Origin of the sequence: Nonomuraea turkmeniaca, from assembly GCF_005889735.1 — a bacterium.
Classification (GTDB): domain Bacteria; phylum Actinomycetota; class Actinomycetes; order Streptosporangiales; family Streptosporangiaceae; genus Nonomuraea; species Nonomuraea turkmeniaca.
The window spans coordinates 1-23,062 of the sequence record NZ_VCKY01000167.1; the positions used below are offsets into that span (position 1 = coordinate 1).

Annotated in this window: 19 protein-coding genes and 1 pseudogene; 8 read left to right on the top strand and 12 right to left on the bottom strand. The window is 71.0% G+C overall.

Features of this window, described 5'->3' with window-relative positions:
- From ETD86_RS57420 to ETD86_RS36875, 3 genes and pseudogenes are all read right to left on the bottom strand, one after another.
- Positions 1-257: pseudogene (locus tag ETD86_RS57420) on the bottom strand (hypothetical protein); the annotation flags it as partial.
- Positions 258-349: 92 nt separating this feature from the next.
- Positions 350-1,012 carry a response regulator gene (locus tag ETD86_RS36870; protein WP_138671274.1) on the bottom strand — a complete coding sequence of 221 codons (663 nt, stop codon included), beginning with the start codon at positions 1,010-1,012 and terminating at the stop codon, positions 350-352.
- Positions 1,005-2,582, bottom strand: a complete 1,578-nt coding sequence (locus ETD86_RS36875) for an ATP-binding protein (RefSeq protein ID WP_138671275.1) — start codon at positions 2,580-2,582, stop codon at positions 1,005-1,007. The genes ETD86_RS36870 and ETD86_RS36875 overlap by 8 nt, the downstream gene beginning before the upstream one ends.
- Positions 2,583-2,717: 135 nt before the next feature.
- Between ETD86_RS36875 and ETD86_RS36880 the strand changes: the two genes are divergently transcribed.
- The 3 genes from ETD86_RS36880 to ETD86_RS36890 are packed head-to-tail and all read left to right on the top strand — an operon-like array spanning position 2,718 to position 5,683.
- Entirely contained in the window at positions 2,718-3,689 is a 972-nt protein-coding gene (locus tag ETD86_RS36880; protein WP_138671276.1) for a tripartite tricarboxylate transporter substrate binding protein, read from the top strand.
- Entirely contained in the window at positions 3,689-4,174 is a 486-nt protein-coding gene (locus ETD86_RS36885) for a tripartite tricarboxylate transporter TctB family protein (protein WP_138671277.1), read from the top strand. The genes ETD86_RS36880 and ETD86_RS36885 overlap by 1 nt, the downstream gene beginning before the upstream one ends.
- Complete coding sequence (locus ETD86_RS36890; RefSeq protein WP_138671278.1) at positions 4,175-5,683, top strand: tripartite tricarboxylate transporter permease; 1,509 nt, start codon at positions 4,175-4,177, stop codon at positions 5,681-5,683.
- Here the strand turns inward: ETD86_RS36890 and ETD86_RS36895 are convergent.
- From ETD86_RS36895 to gatC, 4 genes are all read right to left on the bottom strand, one after another.
- On the bottom strand, positions 5,667-7,010 hold the full coding sequence (locus tag ETD86_RS36895) for an MFS transporter (protein ID WP_246148771.1): 1,344 nt from the start codon (positions 7,008-7,010) through the stop codon (positions 5,667-5,669). The genes ETD86_RS36890 and ETD86_RS36895 overlap by 17 nt on opposite strands.
- A gap of 132 nt (positions 7,011-7,142) precedes the next feature.
- Positions 7,143-8,630: an Asp-tRNA(Asn)/Glu-tRNA(Gln) amidotransferase subunit GatB gene (gatB, locus tag ETD86_RS36900; protein WP_138671290.1), complete on the bottom strand. Its 1,488-nt coding sequence runs from the start codon at positions 8,628-8,630 to the stop codon at positions 7,143-7,145.
- A gap of 2 nt (positions 8,631-8,632) precedes the next feature.
- Positions 8,633-10,123 (bottom strand): Asp-tRNA(Asn)/Glu-tRNA(Gln) amidotransferase subunit GatA, encoded by a 1,491-nt coding sequence (gatA, locus tag ETD86_RS36905; protein ID WP_138671279.1) that lies wholly within the window; start codon positions 10,121-10,123, stop codon positions 8,633-8,635.
- Complete coding sequence (gatC, locus tag ETD86_RS36910) at positions 10,120-10,419, bottom strand: Asp-tRNA(Asn)/Glu-tRNA(Gln) amidotransferase subunit GatC (RefSeq protein ID WP_138671280.1); 300 nt, start codon at positions 10,417-10,419, stop codon at positions 10,120-10,122. Before gatC ends, gatA begins: the two co-directional genes overlap by 4 nt.
- A 145-nt stretch (positions 10,420-10,564) precedes the next feature.
- On the opposite strand from gatC, the gene ETD86_RS55780 reads away from it, so the two are divergent.
- Entirely contained in the window at positions 10,565-11,059 is a 495-nt protein-coding gene (locus ETD86_RS55780; RefSeq protein WP_170223461.1) for a hypothetical protein, read from the top strand.
- Positions 11,060-11,101: 42 nt separating this feature from the next.
- Here ETD86_RS55780 and ETD86_RS36915 read toward each other — a convergent pair whose 3' ends face one another.
- The 3 genes from ETD86_RS36915 to ETD86_RS36925 form a co-directional block, all read right to left on the bottom strand.
- A complete protein-coding gene (locus ETD86_RS36915) occupies positions 11,102-13,177 on the bottom strand; it encodes a putative bifunctional diguanylate cyclase/phosphodiesterase (RefSeq protein ID WP_138671281.1) in 2,076 nt (691 codons plus the stop codon).
- A 420-nt stretch (positions 13,178-13,597) separates the two neighbouring features.
- Positions 13,598-15,787 carry an NAD-dependent DNA ligase LigA gene (ligA, locus tag ETD86_RS36920; RefSeq protein WP_138671282.1) on the bottom strand — a complete coding sequence of 730 codons (2,190 nt, stop codon included), beginning with the start codon at positions 15,785-15,787 and terminating at the stop codon, positions 13,598-13,600.
- 79 nt (positions 15,788-15,866) lie between these two features.
- On the bottom strand, positions 15,867-16,859 hold the full coding sequence (locus ETD86_RS36925) for a methionine synthase (RefSeq protein ID WP_138671283.1): 993 nt from the start codon (positions 16,857-16,859) through the stop codon (positions 15,867-15,869).
- 24 nt (positions 16,860-16,883) lie between these two features.
- Here ETD86_RS36925 and ETD86_RS36930 point away from each other — a divergent pair, with 24 nt between their 5' ends.
- The gene (locus tag ETD86_RS36930) at positions 16,884-17,516 is read left to right on the top strand and encodes an MBL fold metallo-hydrolase (protein ID WP_138671284.1); all 633 of its coding nucleotides are present in this window, start codon (positions 16,884-16,886) and stop codon (positions 17,514-17,516) included.
- Here ETD86_RS36930 and mnmA read toward each other — a convergent pair.
- Positions 17,503-18,567, bottom strand: a complete 1,065-nt coding sequence (mnmA, locus tag ETD86_RS36935) for a tRNA 2-thiouridine(34) synthase MnmA (RefSeq protein WP_211370553.1) — start codon at positions 18,565-18,567, stop codon at positions 17,503-17,505. The two genes, ETD86_RS36930 and mnmA, sit on opposite strands and share 14 nt — an antisense overlap.
- Positions 18,568-18,634: 67 nt before the next feature.
- Here mnmA and ETD86_RS36940 point away from each other — a divergent pair, with 67 nt between their 5' ends.
- Positions 18,635-19,690 carry a DUF695 domain-containing protein gene (locus ETD86_RS36940; RefSeq protein WP_138671285.1) on the top strand — a complete coding sequence of 352 codons (1,056 nt, stop codon included), beginning with the start codon at positions 18,635-18,637 and terminating at the stop codon, positions 19,688-19,690.
- 12 nt (positions 19,691-19,702) lie between these two features.
- On the opposite strand, the gene ETD86_RS36945 is transcribed toward ETD86_RS36940, so the two are convergent.
- The gene (locus ETD86_RS36945; protein WP_138671286.1) at positions 19,703-20,866 is read right to left on the bottom strand and encodes a cysteine desulfurase family protein; all 1,164 of its coding nucleotides are present in this window, start codon (positions 20,864-20,866) and stop codon (positions 19,703-19,705) included.
- 53 nt (positions 20,867-20,919) lie between these two features.
- Between ETD86_RS36945 and ETD86_RS36950 the strand changes: the two genes are divergently transcribed.
- Positions 20,920-21,441, top strand: coding sequence for a TetR/AcrR family transcriptional regulator (locus ETD86_RS36950; RefSeq protein WP_138671287.1), 522 nt, complete (start codon positions 20,920-20,922; stop codon positions 21,439-21,441).
- Positions 21,442-21,769: 328 nt separating this feature from the next.
- Positions 21,770-22,963 carry an MFS transporter gene (locus tag ETD86_RS36955; RefSeq protein WP_138671288.1) on the top strand — a complete coding sequence of 398 codons (1,194 nt, stop codon included), beginning with the start codon at positions 21,770-21,772 and terminating at the stop codon, positions 22,961-22,963.
- Positions 22,964-23,062 lie beyond the last annotated feature (99 nt).

Below are 23,062 nucleotides of genomic sequence, written 5' to 3' on the forward strand. Positions count from 1 at the left end.
GCCGACGGCTCCCTGTCCTTCATGGGCCATGGCTGCGCCGGCGGCGCCACCGGTGGCAGCGCGCTTCCCGATGGACCGCCCGGCGCGCTCGGGCTCTGTGCCGGCCGGGGCTCCTGCCGAGCCTGCGGGCCGAAGATGTCCCGGGAGACCCCCGGGGGTAATCCTTCGATCCGCGGCTTCTTGGAGACTGCCGACGTGGGCAACGGCACCGAGGCGAACGGGTCGGTCGGTGATTCGATCGGTCCGGCGTTTCGCACGCCTCAATCTCCTCCCGCTCCGCAGCCAAGTCTCAGGCAACAGTAAGGCACGCGGATCCGCATATGTCACGGGAAATGGCTACGGAAATGTGTCAACCTAGCCACCGGTAGCGATGTTCCGGACGTCCGGCCGTGCCGTAACGTGGCCGCAACTCGGCTTGGCCCACCGCGCACAGATGTTCGAGATAGCGGCGGGCGCTGACCCGCGACAGGCCCGCGAGCTCGGCCGCCTCGGCCGCCGACAGGTCACGGCCCGCCTCCCGCAGCGTATCCGCGACCAGCGCGCACGTGGCGGCGGACAACCCTTTCGGCATGGGGGCGGCCGACGTGTACGTGCCGAAGAGGCGGTCCACGTCGTCCTGGCGGGCCTCGGGGCCGATGGCGGTCAGGCGCTTGCGGGTGTCGGCGTACCGCTGGAGGCGTTCGGTGAGGGCGGCGGCGGTGAACGGCTTGATCAGGTAGTTGACCGCGCCGCCGCGCATGGCCTCCTTGACCGTGGACACGTCGCGGGCGGCGCTGATCATGAGGACGTCCACGTCGCGGAGCGCCTTGAGCACCTCCAGGCCGGACATGTCGGGCAGGTAGATGTCGAGCAGCACGAGATCGGGGCGCAGCTCGGCCACCGCGGTGAGCGCGTCCGCGCCGTTGTGCGCCATGGCGACGACCTGGAAGCCGGGCACCCGGGACACGTACCCGCTGTGGATGCGCGCGACCATGAAGTCGTCGTCCACCACCAGAACCCGTAGATCACCCATGTCCGCGTCCTGCCGGCAGGAGGGCGGTGAAGACCGCTCCCTCGGAGTTCGCTACCCGTACCCATCCTCCTCTGCGCAGGCAGGCCTGCCTGGTGAGAGCCAGGCCGAGGCCGCGCGGCCCCGAGTGGGCGGCCTTGGTGGTGAAGCCTTCCCTGAAGACCTCGTCCACCAGGTCCGGGGCGATGCCGGGCCCGGAGTCGCCGACCCGTACGCGCAGCCCGCCGGAGTCCGCCTGCACCGACACCTCGATCGTGCCCGCCGCGCCGTCGAGCGCGTCGATGGCGTTGGCGACCAGGTTGCCGACCACCAGGACCGCGTCCTGCGGGTCGCCGAGCAAGCCCTCGGGAACGTGGGAGTCCTCCGAGAGCACGAGCGTGGCGCCGCGCTCGGCCGCCTCGGCGGACTTGGCGAGCAGGAGGGCGGCGAGGGTGGGGTCCTGGACGCGTTCGCGCAGGTCGGTGGCGTACGTGCCGCGGGTGGTGCGGGTGATGAAGCTGATCGCGGCCTCGTGCTCGCCCAGCTCCAGCAGGCCGACGACGGTGTGCATGCGGTTGGCGAACTCGTGCGCCTGGGCCCGCAGCGCCTCGGTCGCGCTGCTGGTGTCGTCGAGCTCGCGGGCCAGGCGGACCAGCTCGGTGCGGTCCCTGAGAGTGATCACCCAGCCGCGGTGCTGCCCGCGTACGGAGACCGGGGTGCGGTTGAGCACCAGCACCCGATCGCCGTGCAGCACGACGCGGTCCTCGCCCGGGTCGGCGCCGCCGAGCACGTCGCGCATGCGGTCGGAGACCGGCATCTGACCGAGGTCTTCGCCGACGTCGCCCAGCAGCTCGCGGGCGGCGTCGTTGACCAGCGTCACGCGGCCTCCGAGGTCGAGCGCGAGCACGCCTTCCTTGACGCCGTGCAGCACGCCCTCGCGCTGCTCCAGCAGGGCGGCGATCTCTCTGGGCTCCAGGCCGAACGTCTGCCTGCGCACCCGCACGGTGATCAGCGCGGCCAGCGCGAGGCCGGCCAGCATGACCGCCAGTGCCGTCCACACCAGCGGCGGCAGCGCGCCGCCGAGCTGGCCCATGACCGTGGTCTCCAGCACGCCGACCGAGACGAGGCCGATCACGTTGCCGTACTCGTCGCGGATCGGGGTCTTTCCCCGGACCGTGGTGCCGATCGTGCCGGTCTCGGTGCCGACCCAGTCCTGGCCGGTCCGCAGCACGGTGGTGCCGTCGGTGGACAACTTCTTGCCGATCAGCGAGGTGTTGGGGTGGGCGTAGCGCGTCTGCTCGGCGTTGGCGATCACGACGTAGTCGGCGCCGGTCTGCTGCTGGACGCTCATGGCCAGCGGCTGCAGCACGGTCTCCGGGTTCTGGAGCTCGAAGGCGTCGCGGACCTGGGGCAGCGCGGCCACGGACTGGGCGATGGCGAGCGCGCGCTGCTGGTGCAGACTGTCGAGCTGGTTACGCGTGTGCCCGGCCCACACGCCGGCCGTGCCCCCGACGGCGAGCAGCACGATCACCATCTGGAGCACGAACAGCTGGGTCCCTAGGGAGGCGTTACGCACCCATCTCACAGGGCACATGGAAACAAACCCAGGTCACGCCCAGGTCGCGACCAATACGACCACTATGACGGCAAGCGTGCAAAGCCTCGACGTGGGCGGAAAGGGGATTCACCATCCCAGTTCCATAACCGTGAAATCCCCCTTGGAGTGATCATGCGCCTGCGCATATTCGCCGCACTCGCGGCGCTCTCCCTGGCCGCACTCACTGGCTGCGGCGGCCAGAACGGCACCACCGCCTCCTCCGGCACCCTGCGCATCATGGCGCCGGCCGCGCCGGGCGGCGGCTGGGACCAGACCTCGCGCACCGCTGAGCAGGCGCTCAAGTCGGCCGCCCCGGACCGGAAGGTCGAGGTGTTCAACGTGCCCGGCGCGGGCGGCACGATCGGCCTGGCGCAACTCGCCGGTGAGAAGGGCAACGGCAACCTGCTGATGACCATGGGCCTGGTCATGGTGGGCGCCATCGAGCAGAACAAGTCGAAGGTCACGCTGGCCGAGACCACGCCCATCGCCAAGCTGACCGAGGAGTACGAGATCGTCGTGGTCCCGGCCGAGTCCCCGTTCAAGACGCTGGCCGACATGACGGCCGCGTGGAAGGCCGACCCGAGCAAGGTGTCGATCTCGGGCGGCTCCGCGGGCGGCACCGACCACATCGTGGCCGGCCTGATGGCCAAGGCCGCGGGCGTGGACCCCAAGCAGGTCAACTACATCGCCAACTCGGGCGGCGGCGAGGCGCTCAACCAGCTCCTCGGCAACAAGGTCAGCGCGGGCATCTCGGGCATCGGCGAGTTCGCCGAGCACGTGAAGTCCGGCAAGCTGCGCGCGCTCGGCGTGACCTCGGGCGAGCGGATCGAGGGCCTGGACGTGCCCACGCTGAAGGAGGGCGGCCTGGACGTGGAGCTGGCCAACTGGCGCGGCTTCGTGGCCCCCGGCGGGCTCTCCGACGCCGACAAGAAGGCCCTGACCGACCTGGTCACCAAGATGCACGACTCGCAGGCGTGGAAGGACGCGGTGGCCAAGAACGGCTGGATCGACTCCTTCCAGACCGGTCAGCAGTTCGCCGACTACCTGAACGCCGAGCAGACCCGGGTCAAGGCCATCATCGCCGAGATGGGGCTCGTCTCCTGATGGCTCGCTGGTGGCGGCCCGAGCTCGGGCTCGCGGTCGTGGTGCTCGGGCTGGGCGTGTTCGTGATCGCCGGGACGCTGGACGTCTCGGCGGCGGCCTCCCAGCTCGGCATCGGGCCGCGGTTCTTCCCCATGCTGGTCGGCGGGGCAATGGTGGTCGTCGGCCTGTTCTACGTGATCGACGTGCTGCGTGGCGGGCACGGCGACCCCGAGGAGAGCGAGGACGTGGACGCGGACGCGCCCGCGGACTGGCGCAGCGTGGGCCTGGTCAGCGGGATCTTCCTGGCGTTCGCGGCGCTGCTGAACGTGCTCGGCTGGATCATCGGCGCGAGCCTGCTGTTCTTCGGGCTGTCGGTGGCGCTCGGCGCCGAGCACAAGGTGCGCGCGGCCGTGGTCGCGGTCGTCATGGGGATCGCCACGTACCTGCTGTTCGTCAAGGGCCTCGGCGTCTCGCTGCCCGGCGGCCCGCTGCAGGGGGTGATCTAGGTGGAGTCGCTGCAGCTCCTGCTCGACGGGTTCGCCGCCGCCCTCACCGTCGAGAACCTCCTGTACGCCCTCGTCGGCGTCACGCTCGGCACCCTCGTCGGCGTGCTGCCCGGCATCGGGCCCGCGATGACGGTGGCACTGCTGCTGCCGATCACGTTCACGGTGCCGCCGGCCAGCGCGTTCATCATGTTCGCCGGCATCTACTACGGCGGCATGTACGGCGGCTCGACCACCTCCATCCTGCTCAACACGCCCGGCGAGTCCTCGTCGATGATCACGGCGCTGGAGGGCAACAAGATGGCCAGGCGCGGGCGGGCCGCCCAGGCCCTGGCCACGGCGGCCATCGGCTCGTTCGTGGCCGGGACCATCGCGACCGCCCTGCTGGTGGTGGCGGCGCCTGCGGTGGTGGCGTTCGCGATCTCGTTCGGTCCTGAGGACTACTTCGCGCTGGCGATCCTGGCGTTCACCGCCGTGTCGTCGGTGTTGTCCCGCTCGATCGTGCGCGGTCTGGCCGCCCTGGGGCTCGGCCTGACGATCGGGCTGGTCGGCATCGACCAGCAGACCGGGCAGGCGCGGCTCACGCTGGGCATCCCGCAACTGCTGGACGGCATCGACGTGGTGATCGTCGCGGTCGGCCTCTTCGCCCTCGGCGAGGCCCTGTACGTGGCCTCGCGGCTGCGTCACGCGACGCCCGAAGTGGTGCCCGTCGGCCGGGCGTGGATGGGCCGGAGGGACTGGCGGCGCTCCTGGCGGCCCTGGCTGCGCGGAACGGCGCTGGGCTTCCCGTTCGGCGCGCTGCCCGGCGGCGGGGCGGAGATCCCCACGTTCCTGTCGTACGCGGCGGAGAAGCGCCTGGCCAAGGGTGTGGCCAAGGAGGAGTACGGCAAGGGCGCCATCGAAGGCGTCGCCGGCCCCGAGGCGGCCAACAACGCCTCCGCGGCCGGCACCCTGGTCCCGCTGCTCACGCTGGGCCTGCCCACGTCGGCGACGGCGGCGATCCTGCTGGCCGCCTTCCAGCAGTACGGCCTGCAGCCCGGACCGCAGCTGTTCGACCACAACCCGGCGCTGGTGTGGAGCATGATCGCGTCGCTGTTCATCGGCAACACGATGTTGCTGGTGCTGAACCTGCCCCTCGCGCCGGCGTGGGCGCGGGTGCTGCGGATCCCGCGCCCGTACCTGTACGCCGGGATCGTGCTCTTCGCCGCCCTCGGCGTGTACGCACTGAACGGCACCATCGTGGACCTGTTCGTGTTGTTCCTGCTGGGCTTGCTGGGGTTCGCCATGCGCCGCTTCGGCCTGCCGGTCGCCCCCGCCGTGATCGGCATGATCCTGGGCCCGATGGCGGAGATCCAGCTGCGCCGGGCCCTGGCCATCGGCGCGGGCGACGTGACCGTGCTGGTCCGCAGCCCGGTGGCGGCCGTGCTGCTGGCGCTGTCGGTCCTGGCCCTGCTCACGCCCCTGTTCAGGAAGCTCCTCACCCGGCGGGCGAACGTCACGCGGGTCGGGTGAGCGACTCTTGGGACGGTTCCGCCCTTGCGGCGGGACCGTCCTTGATCGACCGCCCGGCGATGGCCAGCCCGGCCAGCGCCATGACCAGCGTGGCCGCGAACACCGTCCAGTAACCCGACTCAGTGGGCGCGAACAGCGCGGCCGTGACGGCCACCGCGACCACCGAGAACACCGACTCGCCCACCTGCAGCGCCGAGCTGTTCTTGCCCTGCTCGCCGGGCGCCGACAACTCCAGCGTGAGCACCGACAGCGTCGGGTACACCAGCCCGATCCCGAACCCGGTGATGATCCACGACGGGTACGCCAGCGCCACCGGCACCGTGGTGAACGCCACCGTACCCATGATCAGGATGCCCAGCGCCATCATGGCCGAGCCGAGCCGCAGGTTCGTCTTCTTGCTGAAGAACTCACGCCCCTGCACCCAGGAGGCGAACGACCAGGTCAGCGAGCCGCCCATGAGCGCGAGCCCGGACGCCCACGTGGGCAGGCCGCGGTGGTCGACCAGCATGAGCGACACCATCACCTCGGCCGCGAAGAACGACCCGGCCGACAGGCCGCGCAGGCCCACGACGGCAGGCAGCCCGCGGGCGGCCCGGAGCGTGCCGCGGGGAAGCAACCTCGGGAGCGCGACAGCCAGGACCACCATGCCGGCGATCAGCAGGGGGAAGCGGTCCCCGCTGCTGCCGTACTGCATGAGGCCGGCGCCGACGGCGGTCACGGCCGCCCAGGCGACCTTGCCCATCAACCCGGGTGCGGGCTCGCCCTGCCCGCCGCTGACCGGCTGCCCGGCCAGGCCGCGCAGCAGCACCAGGCCGGAGAGCACGGTCAGGATCGGCACCAGCAGGAACACCCAGCGCCATCCCAGCGTGTCGGTCACCACGCCCACGATCGCCGGCCCCACCATCGAGGGCACCACCCACGCGGTCGCGAACAACGAGAAGATCCTGGGGTGCAGGCTCTCGGGGTAGACCCTGGCCACCACGACGTACAACGCCACGCTGACCAGCGCCCCGCCGAAACCCTGCAGGAACCGGCCCGCGATCAGCACCTCCATGCTCGGCGCCAGCCCCGCCACCGTCAGCCCGACCGCGAACCCCACCGCCCCGGTCCACAGCGGCGCCTGAGGGCCGCGTACGTCCGCCCACCGGCCGCCGAGCACCGTGCCGATCACGCTCGCGGCCATCGCGCCGCTGAATGCCAATCCGTACAGTTCCAGCCCGCCGAGCTCCTTGGCCACGACCGGCATGGCGATCGCGACCGCCATGTACTCGAAGGCCACCAGCGACACCATCGCCACCAGGCCCGCCGTCAGTGCTCTCCTCGTCATGCCGACGAACCTACGACCACCTCCGGCTCCGCACCTCCAGCGGGGGCCCTAGACCCGCACCGGCAATTGGACCTAGGACCCGCACGCAGAAGGGCCCCGCCACCGAAGCGGCGGGGCCCTCTCGAACGAGCGTTACTCCGAGACGCCCAGCTTCTCCAGGATCAGCTGCCGGGCCCGGGCCGCGTCGGCCTTGCCCTTGCTGGCCCGCATGACGCCGCCCACCAGCGCACCGGCGGCCGCGATCTTCCCGGACCGCACCTTCTCGGCCGCGTCGGCGTTGTCCGCCAGCACCTGATCGATGATCGCCAGCAGCTCGCCCTCGTCGCTGACGATCTGCAGCCCGCGCGTCTCGACCACCTCGTCGGGCGTGCCCTCGCCGGCCAGCACGCCTTCGAGCACCTCGCGGGCCAGCTTGTCGTTGAGCGCCCCCGAGGCCACCAGCTCGGTCACGCGCGCGATCTGCGCGGGCGTGATGGGCAGGTCCGCCAGCGGCACCCCGGTCTCGTTGGCGCGCCGCGCCAGCTCTCCCATCCACCACTTACGCGCGTCCGCCGCCGGCGCGCCCGCCGCGACCGTGGCCTCCACCAGGTCGAACGCGTCGGCGTTGTGCATGGCCTGCATGTCCAGGTCGGACAGCCCCCACTCGGCCTGCAGCCGCTTGCGCCTGACCGACGGCAGCTCGGGCAGCCCCGCCTTCAGCTCGGCCACCCACGCGGTGTCCGGCGCGATCGGCACCAGGTCGGGCTCGGGGAAGTAGCGGTAGTCCTGCGCCTCCTCCTTGGACCGGCCGGACGTGGTCGTGCCGGTGTCCTCGTGGAAGTGCCGGGTCTCCTGGACGATCTTCCCGCCCTCGGCGAGGACCGCGGCCTGCCGCTCGATCTCGCTCCGCACGGCCCGCTCGACGCTGCGCAGCGAGTTGACGTTCTTGGTCTCCGTGCGGGTGCCCCACTCGGACGAGCCACGCGGCATCAGCGAGACATTGACGTCGCAGCGCAGCGAGCCCTCCTCCATGCGCACGTCGGAGACGCCGAGCGAGCGCATGATCTCGCGCAGCTCGGTGACGTACGCCTTGGCCACCTCCGGCGCCAGCCGGTCGGTGCCCGGGATGGGCTTGGTGACGATCTCGACCAGCGGGATGCCCGCGCGGTTGTAGTCGACGATCGAGTAGTCGGCCCCGTGGATGCGCCCGGTCGCGCCGCCCACGTGGGTCGACTTGCCGGTGTCCTCCTCCAGGTGCACCCGTTCGATCTCGATCCGCACGGTCTCGCCGCCCACCTCGACGTCGAGGTAGCCGTCGAAGCAGAGTGGCTCGTCGTACTGCGAGATCTGGTAGTTCTTCGGCATGTCCGGATAGAAGTAGTTCTTCCGGGCGAAGCGGCACCACTCGGCGATCGAGCAGTTCAGCGCCAGGCCGATGCGGATCGTCGACTCGATGGCCATGGCGTTGGCCACGGGCAGCGCGCCGGGCAGCGCCAGGCAGGTCGGGCAGACCTGGGTGTTGGGCGGGGCGCCGAAGGCGGTCTTGCAGCCGCAGAACATCTTCGACTTCGTGCCCAGCTCGACGTGGGTCTCCAGGCCGAGCACCGGCTCGAACCGGTCGAGCGCTTCGTCATAGACCATGGTCATAGCGACGGGGCCTCCTTCAGCAGTGGGCCGCCCCAGCGGCTCTCCAGGGCCTTCTCCACGGCGGCGCCGACGCGGTAGCAGCGGTCGTCGGCCAGGACCGGCGCCATGATCTGCAGGCCGACGGGCAGGCCGTCCTCGTCGGCCAGGCCGCAGGGCACCGACATGGCGGCGTTGCCGGCCAGGTTGGACGGGATGGTGCACAGGTCGGCGAGGTACATCGCCATCGGGTCGTCGGCGCGCTCGCCGATCGCGAACGCCGTGGTCGGCGTGGTCGGCGACACCAGCACGTCGACCTGCTGGTAGGCGGCCTCGAAGTCGCGGGCGATGAGCGTGCGCACCTTCTGTGCCTGGCCGTAGTAGGCGTCGTAGTAGCCGCTCGACAGCGCGTACGTGCCGAGCATGATGCGCCGCTTGACCTCGGGGCCGAAACCGGCGGCCCGGGTCAGCGCCATGACCTCCTCGGCGCTGCGGGTGCCGTCGTCGCCGACGCGCAGGCCGTAACGCATGGCGTCGAAGCGGGCCAGGTTGGACGAGCACTCCGACGGCGCGATCAGGTAGTAGGCCGGGAGCGCGGTCGTGAACGACGGGCAGGAGACCTCGACGACCGTGGCGCCGAGCGACTCCAGCAGCTTGACGACCTCGTTGTAGCGGGCCAGCACGCCGGCCTGGTAGCCCTCGCCGGAGAACTCCTTGACGACGCCGATCCGCATGCCGGCGATGTCGGGGCTCTTCGCCGCCTCGACCACGCTGGGGACCGGGGCGTCGACGGAGGTGGAGTCCATCGGGTCGTGCCCGGAGAACGCCTCGTGCAGCAGCGCCGCGTCGAGCACGTTACGCGCGAACGGGCCGGGCGTGTCGAGCGAGCTCGCGAACGCGATGATCCCGTAGCGGGACGAGCCGCCGTACGTCGGCTTCATGCCCACGATGCCGGTCACGGCCGCGGGCTGCCGGATGGAGCCGCCCGTGTCGGTGCCGGTGGACAGCGGCGCCTCGTACGCGGCCACGGCAGCGCTCGAACCGCCGGACGAGCCGCCCGGCACCTTCGTCAGGTCCCACGGGTTGTGCGTCGGGTGGTAGGCGGAGTTCTCCGTCGAGGAGCCCATGGCGAACTCGTCGAGGTTCGTCTTGCCCAGGAAGACCAGCCCGGCCTCGCGCAGCCGCTTGGTGACGGTCGCGTCGTACGGCGGCCGCCAGCCCTCGAGGATCTTGGACGCGGCCGTCGTCGGCATGTCGTGAGTGGAGAAGATGTCCTTGTGCGCGATCGGCACGCCGGCCAGCGGCCCGAGCTTCTCGCCCGCCCTGAGCCTGGCGTCGACGGCCCGCGCCTGCTCCAGCGTGACCTCGCGGTCCACGTGCAGGAACGCCTTGACCTTGGGCTCCACCTCGGCCATGCGGTCCAGGTGCGCCTCGGCCACCTCGACGGCCGACACGTCGCCGGCGGCGATCATCGCCCCCAGCTCGGCAGCGGTCTTGCGAATCAGACTCATGCCTCCTCCCCGAGGATGCGCGGCACCTGGAAGCGGTCGTCCTCGACGGCGGGCGCGCCGGAGAGCGCCTGCTCGGGGGTCAGGGACTGTCGCACCTCGTCGGCACGGAAGACATTGGTCAGCGGAAGCGCGTGCGACGACGGCGGCACGTCCTCGGCGGCGACCTCGGACACCTTCGCGACCGCCTCGATGATGGCATCGAGTTGGGTTGCGTAGTGATCGAGCTCGTCATCCGTGAGCGCCAGCCTGGACAACCGGGCCAGGTGTGCGACCTCGTCGCGGGTTATGGCGGACATGAGTCGTTTAACCCGTTTCGTGGATGGAGTCTTTGGACACTGCCATCCTAGGGGGCTTGACGTAGCGCCCCCGAACCGTTAACCGCGCCGCAACACGCCGAACCATCCTGGCCTGCCGCTCGTTGCCTCTTCGGGGGGTGGGGCCATGGAGGAGCGTAACGGGTGCGGCGCGGGATGCCTGGTCATCCTGATCTTCTTGACCATGCCACTGGTGCTGCTGGTCGGCGTGCTGATGACCGTCATCACCGTGGACAGTGCTCAGTTAGAGTTCCGGGCCGCGCGGATGGAGGGCACGATGGGGCACTTCACCGCGGGGGAGCTGGACTGCTCGGGCCGCGGCCCGTGCACCTGGAACGGCGTCTACGTGTCCGCGGACGGCTCGGTGACCAAGCCGGACGCCTGGATCTACGGGTACGGGCCGGGCGAGCTGGCCGAGGGCGAGCGGGTGGCGGCGCTCGACGCCGGGCACGACGTCAAGGTCTTCCGCCCCGGGCACTACGACCTGGTCGGCCTCCTGCTGTGGGCGGGTTTCTCGCTCGCGACCCTGCTCCTGCCGGTGTACCTGCTCCGGCGAATCCTCTGGAAAAGCCGGCCCAAGTGGACACCCGCGCGGCCGGCGGGGAAGGTCCCCCGGCTCTGAGAAGCCAGGCGGACCGGCCGACCTCGGGTTGGTGGCCGCGGGTCAGGCGGACCGGCTGACCTCGGGCTGATAACCGTACTCGACCTGGGCGGCCGCGGCCTCGGAGCGCTCGCGCAGCCAGACCGTGGCGTCGGCGGCCGGCATGGGCTTGCCGAACAACCATCCCTGCCCGCCGTCACAGCCCATCTTGGCCAGCCGTATGGCGACCTCGTCCGACTCGACGCCCTCGGCCACCGAACGCAGCCCGAGCGAGCGCACCAGGTCCACGATCGAGCGCACGATCCGGTCGTCGTCCTCTGACTCGGCGATCCTGCGGACGAACGAGGCGTCGATCTTGACCTCGGACACCGCCAGCCGCTGCAGCCTGATCAGCGAGGAGTAGCCGGTGCCGAAGTCGTCCAGGGCCAGCGGCACGCCGAGCGTGGCCAGCGCCTTGATGGTCTCCTGGGTGTACGCCTGGTCGCCGGTCAGGATGCGCTCGGTCACCTCCAGCTGGATGGCCGCCGGCGGCAGCCCGTACTTGGCCAGGCCCACCTCCAACTGCTCGGGCAGGGCCGAGTCGAGCAGGTCGCGGGCGGAGATGTTGACGGAGATCTGCACCCTGAGCCCGGTGTGCCACCAGCAGGCGGCCTGTTCGAGCGCCTCCTCGATGACGTACGCGGTCAGCTGCCGCATCAGGTAGGACTGCTCGGCCAGGGGGACGTACTCGGAAGGCGCTATCGGCCCGTGCACCGGATGCCGCCAGCGCAGCAGCGCCTCCACCCCCTGGACGGCACCGCTGTCCAGGCTCACCTTGGGCTGGTAGTGCAGCCGCAGCTCCCGGTTGTCGATGGCGCGGCGGAGGTCCCCGAGTAACGTGAGCCGCTCGGGCGAGTTGCGGTCCTTGTCCGGCTGGTAGAGCTCGACGCCGGTGCGTCCCTCCTTCGCCAGGTACATCGCCACGTCGGCCCGCTGAAGCAGCAGCTCGAAGTCGGGCGCGTGATCGGGATAGAGCGCGATCCCGACCGAGGCGTCCACGTCGAAGGTCATGCCTTCAAGCCGAACCGGCTCGGTCAGCGCCGCGCGCAGCCTGGCCGCCACCTCTCTGGCCGCGTGGGCGTCCCTGATCGAGGGCAGCAGCACGGCGAACTCGTCACCGCCCAGCCGGGCCACGACATCCTTGGGCCGGACGGAATGGGTGAGCCGGTGCGCCACCATCTGCAGCAGCCGGTCGCCCACCGGGTGGCCCATCGTGTCGTTGACCTCCTTGAACCGGTCCAGGTCGAGCAGGAACAGGCCGACCCGCTCGTCCTGGCGGGCCTCGGCGAGCGCCTCCTCGGTGCTCACGATGAGCATCTTGCGGTTGGGCAGGCCGGTCAGCTCGTCGTGCAGGGCCTGGTGGTCGCGGCGCATGGACAGGGTGGCGGTGAAGTAGACGGCCGCCAAGGGGGCGACGAAGAGCGGCACGAGGCCGGGTGAATGGTTCATGACCACGACGACCAGGGGCGCCAGCCCGAGCAGCGCGGCGTAGACGAGGCTCTGCGGCCCCACGGTGACCTTCAGCACCCGGACGATCGAACGCCGCTCGTGCAGCGCGACCGCCCCGCTGACCAGCGTCGCCCTGGAGGCGAAGTACGCGATCCCGGCCAGCGCGATCGCCGGCAGGTGACCGCCGGTGGGCTCCCACGGCGCGGCCGGGCTCGGCACGATCCCGAACGCCCCCAGCACCACGGCCGCCGCGGTCAGCGCGAGGGTCGACTGCGCGATGTTGAACATAACCCGATGCCACGACTTGCGCGTCACCACCCCGTTGACGACGACGGCGACGCCCTGCATCAACACCGCGACCGGCAGCCCGAAGTGCAGCAGGACGGCGAAGGTGAACATGGTGGACGGGTATGTGCCGCCCACCAGGCTGGCGGACGACACCATCACGGGCCTGAGCTCGCCCAGGATCACGAGCACCGCCAGAACCCAGAACAGTGCCGTGCGGGCCGGCTCTGCGAGCGCCACCCAGTCCAGCCTGATCATCGCCACGATGAGGGCGGTGAAGCCGATTGCGGTGACGCCGGCGAGGAACGCCCACAGCGGCGTGCCGACGCGTGGTCCGGTGTCGCGGGTGTCGGTTGGGTCAGTCATCGGTAACAGAACCCCCATTAGGTCACTATGGGAGGGTACGACCTTCACCCCACTTCGCGAAACCAAGCGCGTACGGTCCGTAGTTCTCCTTTCCGACATATACCCAAAAACAACCGTGCGTAGCAAATGTTCAGCCATCCGTATGCGTGCCGGGCCCACAACCACGTCCCACGGGCCGACCGCCGGCCGTGACCCGTGCGCACCATGCCCGCAAACCCACGCCTCATGCGCGCAAGCTCCTAGCGCCCGCACACCCCGGCCGTACGCAGCCGTCGCCGCACCGTCCGCGCCGCCCGCACCGTCGCCGCGCCGCCCGCGCCGTCCGCGTGCTCATCGGTGCGCGCCACCTGACGGGTCACGCCACCGCGAAAGGCGCCCCCGGCGCCGGGGCACTCCAGGAGCCGTCCCGCCCGGCCCTGCCTAAGCCTCTTCGGGCTTGATCGCCACCTGCGCCGCCGCCTCCGGCCCGTTCTTCAGCAGGACCTCGAACCCGGCCCCATCCAGGATCGGCACCCCTAGAGTGACCGCCTTGTCATACTTCGACCCGGCGTTCTCCCCCGCCACCAGGAACGACGTCTTCTTCGACACCGACGAGGCCACCTTCCCGCCCTGGCCGGCCAGCGCTTCGGAAGCCGAGTCCCGCGTGTATCCCTCCAGGGTCCCCGTGACCACGAACGTCAATCCTTCGAGGGTCTGGGGCCCCTTCTCCGGCGCCGGCTCGTCCTCCATCCGCACCCCGGCGGCGCGCCACCGTTCGATGATCTCCCGATGCCAGTCGACCCCGAACCACTCCTTGATCGTGGCGGCCATCCGTGGCCCGACGTCTTCGACCGCGGCCAGCTCCTCCTCCGAGGCGTTCATGATGGCGTCGATCGACCGCATGGCGTCGGCGAGCTTGCGCGCCGTGGGCGGCCCGACGTGCCGGATGGACAGGGCGACCAGCACCCGCCACAGCGGCACCTGCTTGGCCTCCTCCAGCTCCGCCAGGATCAGGCGGGCGTTCTGGCTGGGCTCGCCGTTGATGTTGGAGAAGAAGGAGACGATCTTCTGCTCACCGGTCTTGGGGTCGATCTTGGGCAGGCCGGTGTCCTGGTCGCGGACCACCGACTTGATCGGGATGAGCTGCTCGATCTTCAGGTCGAACAGGTCGGCCTCGGTGCGCACCACGGGCTCCTGCGGCGGCAGCGGCTGCGTGAGGGCGGTGGCCGCGACGTAGCCGAGCCCGTCGATGTCGAGCGCGTAGCGGCCGGCCGCGAAGTAGATGCGCTCCCTGATCTGCGCCGGACAGCTCCGGGCGTTGGGGCAGCGCAGGTCGGCGTCGCCCTCCTTCTCGTACGCCAGCTGCGTCCCGCACTCCGGGCAGTGCGTCGGCATGACGAACTCCCGCTCGGACCCGTCACGCAGCGCCGCGACCGGCCCGACGATCTCGGGGATGACGTCGCCCGCCTTGCGCAGCACGACGGTGTCGCCGACGAGCACACCCTTCTTGACCACGATGGCCGCGTTGTGCAGTGTGGCCCGCTCGACGGTCGAGCCGGACACCACGACCGGCTCCATCACCGCGTACGGCGTGACCCGCCCGGTCCTGCCCACCCCCACCTGAATGTCGAGCAGCTTGGTGTTGACCTCCTCCGGCGGATACTTGTACGCGATCGCCCATCGCGGCGCCCGCGAGGTGGAGCCCAGCTCGCGCTGCGTGCGGAAGTCGTCGATCTTGACGACGACCCCGTCGATCTCGTACGCCGGATCGTGCCGGTGCTCGCGGTAATGCTCGATGTACGCGTTGACGTCGTCGAGCCCCGGCACCACCTTGTAGAGATCGCTCACCGGCAGCCCGAACTCCCGCAGCCGGTCATAGACCTCCGACTGCCGCCGCGGCTCCGTCGCGCCCTCCCAGACGCCGATGCCGTGCACCAGCATCCGCAGCGGCCGCTGCGCCGTGATGCGCGGATCCTTCTGCCGCAGCGTGCCCGCCGCCGAGTTACGCGGGTTGGCGAACGGCGCCTTGCCCTGCTCGACGAGCTGCTCGTTGAGCTTCTTGAAGTCCTCGACCGGGATGTAGACCTCGCCGCGCACCTCGACCAGGCTCGGCACGTCGTCGCCCTTGAGCCGGTGCGGGACCCCCTTGATCGTGCGAACGTTGGCCGTGACGTCGTCGCCGGTGCGCCCGTCGCCCCGGGTGGCGCCGCGCTCCAGCTTGCCGTCGCGGTAGACCAGCGCGATCGCCAGCCCGTCGATCTTCAGCTCGCACAGATAGGGCCCGGGGTCGCCTTCGGCCAGCCGCTCGGCACGCGTCGCCCACCCGGCCATGTCCTCGCCGTCGAAGGCGTTGTCCAGGCTCTCCATCCTGGCCAGGTGCTGGACCTTGGCGAAGTCGCCCGAGACCGGCGCGCCGACCTTCTGTGTCGGCGAGTCGGGCGTCTGCAGCGACGGGTGGGCCTCCTCCAGCGCGAGCAGCTCCTTGAACCACTCGTCGAACTGGGCGTCGCTGACCGTGGGCTGGTCGAGCACGTAGTAGCGCCAGCGAGCGTCCTCGACCAGCTCGCTCACCTCGGCATGCCGCTTGAGCGCGGTCACGGGCACGCCCTCGACGCTCGATTCGCTGCTCACGGGCCATCTCCTCTCGTTCAACGACCTGAGCAAACGCTACCGCCGAGCACCGACAACCACACGTCTCAGCCGGCGCTCCTCAGCCCTCTCGCATGCCGCTCGCAGGATCCTCCCTGAGCACCTGGGCGGCCTTCCTGCAAGCCGCCAACGCCGCCTTCGCATAGGCGGGCGACGCCCCGGCCAGCCCGCACGCCGGGGTCAGCACGACCTGCCCGGCCAGCGTGTCCGGCGCGAACCCGAGCCGCCGCCACAACTCCACCGCCGGCTTGGCGATCGCTCCCACATCCGGCAACCGCACGTCCCTGCCCGGCACGACCCCGAGCAGGAACGTCACCCCGGCCTCGCCGAGCTCCCCCAGCGCGTCCTCGTCCCGCCGGCGCAGCAGCGAGGCGTCCACGGACACCCCGCGCACCCCCGCCCGCCGCAACACGTCGAACGGCACGGAGGGCGCGCAGCAGTGCACGACTGGATCGTCGAACGACCGCAACGACTCCTCGACCCGCCATTCCTCCACGGCGGCCAGCCGGCCGAACCCCGAGGCCGTCGGGACGGTCCCGGCCAGCACCCCCGGCAGCCCCGGCTCGTCGAGCTGCAACACGATCTCCGTCACCCCGGGCAGCCGCCGCCGCACCTCGGCGCAGTGATCCGCGACCCCCTGGGCGAGCGACGCGGTCAGATCGCGGACGGCACCGGCGTCGGAGAGCACCTTGTCCCCGTACTTCAGCTCGATCGTCCCGGCCAGCGTCCACGGCCCGCACACCTGCAGCTTCAGCGGCCCCGCGTAGTCGTGCCCGATCTCCTCGAGCCCGTCCAGGTCCCGCCGCAGATGATCGACGGCCCGCTGATGATCACGCCCCGGCCGGTCGGTCAGCCGCCACCCGGACGGCTGCACCTCGACGGGCAGATCGATCAGCAGCGCGGCCGTCCTGCCGACCATGTCGGCGCCGACGCCCCTGGCCGGCAGCTCGGGCAGGTACGGCAGCCCGGGCACCTCACCGAAGACGACTCTGAGCGACTCAAAATGGTTCTCTCCCGGATGCGAGCCGACTCCGGTGGCTTCCCACGTAGACATGGGTACCAGCGTAGGCTCTGGCGAATGGAGCTGACCAAGTACGGCCACGCGTGCGTACGCCTGGAGAAGAACGGCAGGGTCCTCGTCATCGACCCGGGGGCGTTCACCGACGACCCGGTGCTCGACGGCGCCGACGCGGTGCTGATCACGCACCAGCACTTCGACCACGTCGACCCGGCCAAGCTCGCGACCGCCCCGCCGGGTGTGGAAATCTGGACCTGCGAGGGCGTCGCCGGCGAATTGTCCGACGTGCCGGTCAAGGTGAACGTGGTACGCCACGGCGACGGCTTCGAGACGGCCGGTTTCGGGGTGAAGGTGTTCGGCGAGTGGCATGCGAAGAACCACCCCGACTGGCCGATCGTCCAGAATGTCGGCTTCCTGGTGGACGATGAGGTCTTCTACCCCGGCGACGCGCTCACCGTGCCCGAGGGTGAGGTGCCCACGCTGCTGGTGCCGACCAACGCGCCCTGGCTGAAGATGTCGGAGATGGTGGACTATCTGCGCACGGTCCGCCCCGCCAGGGCGTACTCCACCCACGACGGCCTGCTCAACGATCGCGGCCTCGGGCTCGTGGACAACTGGCTGAAGTTCGAGTCCGACAAGCAGGGCACCGACATCCGCCGGCTCCAGGTCGGCGAGTCGGTCAGGCTCGGCTAGCGGAGACGATGGTCGCCGAGCCGATCACGGTGTCACCGGAGTAGAGCACGGCCGCCTGGCCGGCGGCCACGCCCGTGGCCGGGCGGTCGAGATCGACGCGGAGCCCGCCGCCGGCCTCCTCGAACCGGCACGGGTAGACCTCCCCGTGCGCCCGCAGTTGCACGGTCAGGTCGTCGAAGCGGGACGGGCCGTTCCAGACCGGCGGGCCACAGGTGATCGAGGTGACCTCGAGCGCCGTACGCGGCCCGACCGTGACCGTGTTGGACACCGGCTCGATCGACAACACGTAGCGCGGCCGCCCGTCCGCGGCCGGGCGGTCCATGTGCAGGCCCTTGCGCTGGCCGATGGTGAACCCGTGCGCGCCCTGATGGCTGCCGACGACCTCGCCGCTCTGGTCCACGATGGGCCCCTCCGCCGACCCGAGGCGCTTGGCCAGGAAGCCACGCGTGTCGCCGTCGGCGATGAAGCAGATGTCGTGGCTGTCGGGCTTGTCGGCGACGGTCAGGCCGCGCCTGGCGGCCTCCTCGCGCACCTCGGCCTTGGTCGAGTCACCCAGCGGGAAGATCGCGTGGCCGAGCTGCTCGCGGGTGAGCACGCCCAGCACGTAGGACTGGTCCTTGCCCTCGTCGACGCTCCTGGACAGGACCCCGTCGACCAGCCTGGCGTGGTGGCCGGTGGCGACCGCGTCGAAGCCCAGGGCCAGCGCCCGGTCCAGCACGGCGGCGAACTTGATCTTCTCGTTGCACCGCAGGCACGGGTTGGGCGTGCGGCCCGCCGCGTATTCGGCCACGAAGTCCTCGACCACGTCGCGTTGGAAACGCTCCGCCATGTCCCAGATGTAGAACGGGATGCCGATCACGTCGGCGGCGCGCCGCGCATCCCGTGAGTCCTCGATCGTGCAGCAGCCCCGAGCGCCCGTGCGGTGGGATTGGGGGTTGGCTGACAGGGCGAGGTGCACACCAGTGACATCGTGGCCCGCCTCGGCGATCCGAGCGGCGGCCACGGCGGAGTCGACGCCGCCCGACATGGCGGCAAGCACACGCAATCCCATGACCTATCCAGCGTACTGTCCGGCGGGGAGTGCGCGACCATGGCGGGGATCTGGGAGTATTCAGCCCATGCGACTGTTCGGGCGCAAGGACGCAGACGACGAGGACGACGAGCCGCGCGGAGACGGGATCGCCGAGTTCTGGACATGGTGGCAGGAGACCAGGCCGCGGCTCGACTCGCTCGTGGCCGCGGGCGACACCGGAGGGCTGGAGGACCTGCTCGCCCCGGCCGTCGCCGCCCTGGATCCCGGCCTGGTCTGGGAGGTGGCCCCCGGCAGGAACGCCATGCACGCCCTGGTGGTGACCGCGGCGGGCGACGCCGAGCTGCGCCCGCTCGCGCACCGCTGGGCCAAGGGCGCGCCGGAGGGGGACCTGCTGTGGGAGTTCCACCCGTCACGGCAGGTCAATCCGCAGGCGCTGGAGCTCACGCTGGACGTGGGGGGCTTCGAGTTCGCGCTCGACAAGCTGATGCTGGGCCTGCGGGCGCCGCGGGACACCCCGCGGGTGGACGTGGCCGCGTACCATCCGATCTTCGGCGAGCTCGACGAGGACACCAGGCTGGAGACCACGCTGCTGGCCCTGGACTGGGTGCTCGGCGAGGACGACGTGGCCAGGTGGGTGGGCGAGATCACGGCCGTCACGTTCGAGCCGATCGACGCGGTGCCCGCCGTGCACCTGCCCGCCGTGGTCGCCGACGTGGCCTCCGGCTTCGAGGAGGAGCAGTGGATCCTGCTCGAAGGGCAGACGGCGGCCGGCGCGCCGCTCGTCGCCACGGCCCGCTATCCGCTGCGCCCGGTCGACTATCCGCTGTTCGACCAGCACATCGCCATCACGCTGCCGTACGCGCACCGCGACGAGGCCGGCCTGCCGATCGGCGAGTCGCTGACGGCGCTGCGCGACTTCGAGGAGCGGCTGGCCGCGCGCATGCTGAAGCTGCGTGACGACGCGGTCCTCGCCGCGCACCTGAGCACCGAGGGCCTGCGGACCATCCACGTGTACGCCGACCCGACCGGCGACGCCGCGATCCACGCCAAGGAGCTCATCGTGAGCTGGGAGGAGGGCGAGCCCCGGGTCGACGTCGGCACCGACGCCGGATGGACCGCCGTGGCCCCCTTCCTCAGCTGACCGTTGGGGGTCTCAGCTCAGGCCGGCCCGGCGGGCGCGTTCGACGACCGCCGGGAGCACCTCGATCAGCCGGTCGACGTCCTCGCGCGTCGAGGTGTGGCCCAGCGTGAACCTGAGCGACCCCCGTGCCGCGGCCGCGTCGGCCCCCATGGCCAGCAGCACGTGTGACGGCTGCGCCACACCGGCCGAGCAGGCTGAGCCCGTCGAGCACTCCACGCCCTTGGCGTCGAGCAGCATGAGCAGCGCGTCGCCCTCGCATCCGGGGAAGGAGAAGTGGGCGTTGCCGGGCAGCCGGTCGGCCGGGTCGCCGTTGAGCACGACGTCCGGCACGGCCTGGCGGACCCGTTCGATGAGCTCGTCACGCAGCTCCGTCAGGTGGCGGCTCAGGGCCTCACGGTGCTTGACGGCGGTGCTGACGGCGGCGGCGAGCCCCGCGATGGCGGGCGCGTCCAGCGTGCCGGAGCGCACGTCGCGCTCCTGCCCCCCACCGTGCTGCACGGACACCGGGGTCAGCCCTCTGGCCAGCAACAACGCGCCGACCCCCATCGGGCCGCCGACCTTGTGGCCGGTCAGCGTGAGCGCGTCGGCCCCCGACGCGGCGAACGACACCGGCAGCTGCCCGATCGCCTGCACCGCGTCGGTGTGGAACGGGATGCCGTGGTCGCGGGCGACCGCCGCCAGCACCCGCACCGGCTGAACGGTGCCGACCTCGTTGTTGGCCCACATGATGCTGATCATGGCCACGTCGTCGGGGTCGCGCTCGATCGCGGCACGCAGCGTGTCCGGGTGCACCCGGCCGTACGCGTCGACCTCCAGCAGCTCGACCTCCGCGCCCTGGCTGCCGGCCAGCCAATGCGCCGGGTCGAGCGCGGCGTGGTGCTCCACGGAGCTGAGCAGCACGCGCCGCCGCGGCTGCCGCGCCCAGTAGAGTCCCTTGATCGCCAGGTTGTCCGCTTCGGTGCCGCCCGAGGTGAACACGACCTCGCTGGGCCGGGCGCCGAGCGCGTCGGCGATCGTCTCCCGCGACTCCTCGACCACTCTGCGCACCTGGCGGCCCGCCGCGTGCAGCGAGGAAGGATTGCCGACGCGTTTGAGTTGCTCCGTCATGGCCTCGATCGCCTCGGGCAGCATGGGTGTGGTCGCTGCATGATCAAGATAGGCCGACGGTCTGGTCACCTGCCCAGGGTATCTCGTTTGCGACTGTACCGTCCGGACGGTACAGTAGACACATGAGACGAGACGAGCTTTTGGACGCGGCGGAGGAGCTCCTCTGCGACCAGGGCTCGGCCGCGCTCACACTGGCGGCCGTCGCTGAGCGGGCCGGCGTGAGCAAGGGCGGACTCCTCTATCACTACGGCTCCAAAGAGGCCTTGATCAGAGGCATGGTGGAGCGGTTGATCGAGGACTTCGACGAGCTCATGGCCGCTCAGCCAGGCGAGACCTACACCGAGCGCTACCTGGGCGCCACGCTGACCGCCGTCCGATCGGGCCGCCTGCGACGATGGGCGGTCGTCACCGGGGCGTCGGGCAACCTCTTCCTGCTCGCACCGCTCCGTGAGGCGATGGCCCGATGGCACCGCGAGGGGCTGAGCGAGGAGCCGGATCCACGGGCTTCGCAGATCGTACGGCTCGCGTGTGAAGGGCTCTGGGACGTGGCCAGCCACGACCCGGAGCTGAACACCGATGACGACCTGCGAGCCCTCGAGGACCGGCTGAGCGCCCTGCTGAAACCGCCGCACAAAGCGCCCTGACCCGGCCCGCCGCCGAGGCCCTCAGTCGGTAGGTCCGGCGAGGACCGCACCCGACCGCGCCTGGCTGCGATCGGTCACGCCGAGGCACCGCGACCTTCGGACCGCATGGTGCCAGGCCGCACGGCGTCGCGCGGCCTAGCGCGCCTCGCACCGCGTGGAGCCCTCGGCAGCCGCCTCGGGTCCTGCCGGTGGAACGCCGCGGGCGCCGAAAGAGCCGCCGCCACCGTTTCCCGCGCCCCGAAGGGCGCCGCTCCTCCACCCCTGTCCCAACGTTCCCATGCGTCGACGTACGACCCAGGTTAAATTGCGATCTTGAGAGGTGTGCCGAATGACCCGCGACCTGAGGAACGCCCGCTACGGAGCGGTCCTCACCTTCGTCCTTGCCGGCCTGATGGTGGGCACGATGACCGTGCGCATCCCGTCCCTGACCGACAAACTCGCCCTGTCCGAGTCCGCGGTCGGCGCCATCTTGCTGGCATGGGGCCTAGGCGCCCTGCTGACCATGCAGTCCATGCGCCGGATCATGGCCCGCGCAGGCAGCAGGACGGTCCTGCGGATCGGCGGCCCCCTGACCGCGCTCGGTCTCGTGGCAGTGGCATTCGCCCCAGACCTCCCGTGGCTCATGGTGGCCGTGGCGTTCTTCGGCATGGCGTTCGGCATGGTGGACGTCGCCATGAACGCCCAGGGCTCCACGGTCGAGCAGGCGTACGGCCGTCCGCTGATGAACGGCATGCACGCGGGCTGGTGCGTCGGCGCGATCTCGGCAGGCGCCCTGGGCAGCGTGTCGATCGCCCTGGGCCTGTCGTTCACCGCCAACGTGGCGCTGGTCGGCCTGGCCTCGCTCCCGGTCATGGTGGTGCTCGGCCGCGCGTACCTGCCGGAGGCCCCGGCGGCGGAGACCACGGCAACGGCCCGGCGCCGTATGCCGCCGATCGTCTACCTGCTCGGCGCCATCATGTTCTTCGCCTTCATGGTGGAAGGCACGGTCGCCGACTGGAACGGCCTGTACATGCGCAACGAGCTCGGCGCCCCCGAGGCCCTGGCGGCGCTCGGCTATCCGGTCTTCGAGGCGGGCATGCTGATCGCCAGGCTCATCGGCGACCGGCTGCGGACCCGGTTCGGCGTCCGGGGCATGCTGACCGTCTCCGGGGTGGCCACGGCCGGGTTCTTCGCGGTGGTGCTGCTGGCTCCGGCGGCGCTGGTGGCCGTGTTCGCGATGTTCTTCGTCGGGCTCGGCGTGGCGACGATCTCGCCGCTCACGCTGTCGCTCGCCGGGACCGTGACCGACGCGCCCGGTCCGGCGATCGCGCAGGCCGGGGCGATGGGGTACGCGGGTCTGCTGCTCGGCCCGGTGGTGATCGGCTTCCTGTCGGACGCCACCAGCCTGCGTGCCGCGCTCGGCATCGGCGTCGTCCTGGGCGTGCTGATCGCCCTGGCCTCCCGTCTCCTCCCTAGCGCCGAACCGGCCCTCGTCAACCGGCTCCCGCTCCCGGACCGGCAACCCGCCGAGGTCGCCGCCTGACACTAAGAGTTTTCTGTGGACGGCCCCCGCCGCGCCGCAGACCCCCGTGTGGCGGGGCCTCCGCTCACAGAGAACTCACAGATCCCCACAGCCCACCCC

Bases quoted from the DNA above. Each gene is read 5' to 3' on its own strand.
- ETD86_RS36870 (WP_138671274.1), bottom strand. From the start codon at position 1,012: ATGGGTGATCTACGGGTTCTGGTGGTGGACGACGACTTCATGGTCGCG.
- ETD86_RS36875 (WP_138671275.1), bottom strand. From the start codon at position 2,582: ATGTGCCCTGTGAGATGGGTGCGTAACGCCTCCCTAGGGACCCAGCTG.
- ETD86_RS36880 (WP_138671276.1), top strand. From the start codon at position 2,718: ATGCGCCTGCGCATATTCGCCGCACTCGCGGCGCTCTCCCTGGCCGCA.
- ETD86_RS36885 (WP_138671277.1), top strand. From the start codon at position 3,689: ATGGCTCGCTGGTGGCGGCCCGAGCTCGGGCTCGCGGTCGTGGTGCTC.
- ETD86_RS36895 (WP_246148771.1), bottom strand. From the start codon at position 7,010: ATGACGAGGAGAGCACTGACGGCGGGCCTGGTGGCGATGGTGTCGCTG.
- gatB (WP_138671290.1), bottom strand. From the start codon at position 8,630: ATGGTCTATGACGAAGCGCTCGACCGGTTCGAGCCGGTGCTCGGCCTG.
- gatA (WP_138671279.1), bottom strand. From the start codon at position 10,123: ATGAGTCTGATTCGCAAGACCGCTGCCGAGCTGGGGGCGATGATCGCC.
- gatC (WP_138671280.1), bottom strand. From the start codon at position 10,419: ATGTCCGCCATAACCCGCGACGAGGTCGCACACCTGGCCCGGTTGTCC.
- ETD86_RS55780 (WP_170223461.1), top strand. From the start codon at position 10,565: ATGGAGGAGCGTAACGGGTGCGGCGCGGGATGCCTGGTCATCCTGATC.
- ETD86_RS36915 (WP_138671281.1), bottom strand. From the start codon at position 13,177: ATGACTGACCCAACCGACACCCGCGACACCGGACCACGCGTCGGCACG.
- ETD86_RS36925 (WP_138671283.1), bottom strand. From the start codon at position 16,859: ATGTCTACGTGGGAAGCCACCGGAGTCGGCTCGCATCCGGGAGAGAAC.
- ETD86_RS36930 (WP_138671284.1), top strand. From the start codon at position 16,884: ATGGAGCTGACCAAGTACGGCCACGCGTGCGTACGCCTGGAGAAGAAC.
- mnmA (WP_211370553.1), bottom strand. From the start codon at position 18,567: ATGGGATTGCGTGTGCTTGCCGCCATGTCGGGCGGCGTCGACTCCGCC.
- ETD86_RS36940 (WP_138671285.1), top strand. From the start codon at position 18,635: ATGCGACTGTTCGGGCGCAAGGACGCAGACGACGAGGACGACGAGCCG.
- ETD86_RS36950 (WP_138671287.1), top strand. From the start codon at position 20,920: ATGAGACGAGACGAGCTTTTGGACGCGGCGGAGGAGCTCCTCTGCGAC.
- ETD86_RS36955 (WP_138671288.1), top strand. From the start codon at position 21,770: ATGACCCGCGACCTGAGGAACGCCCGCTACGGAGCGGTCCTCACCTTC.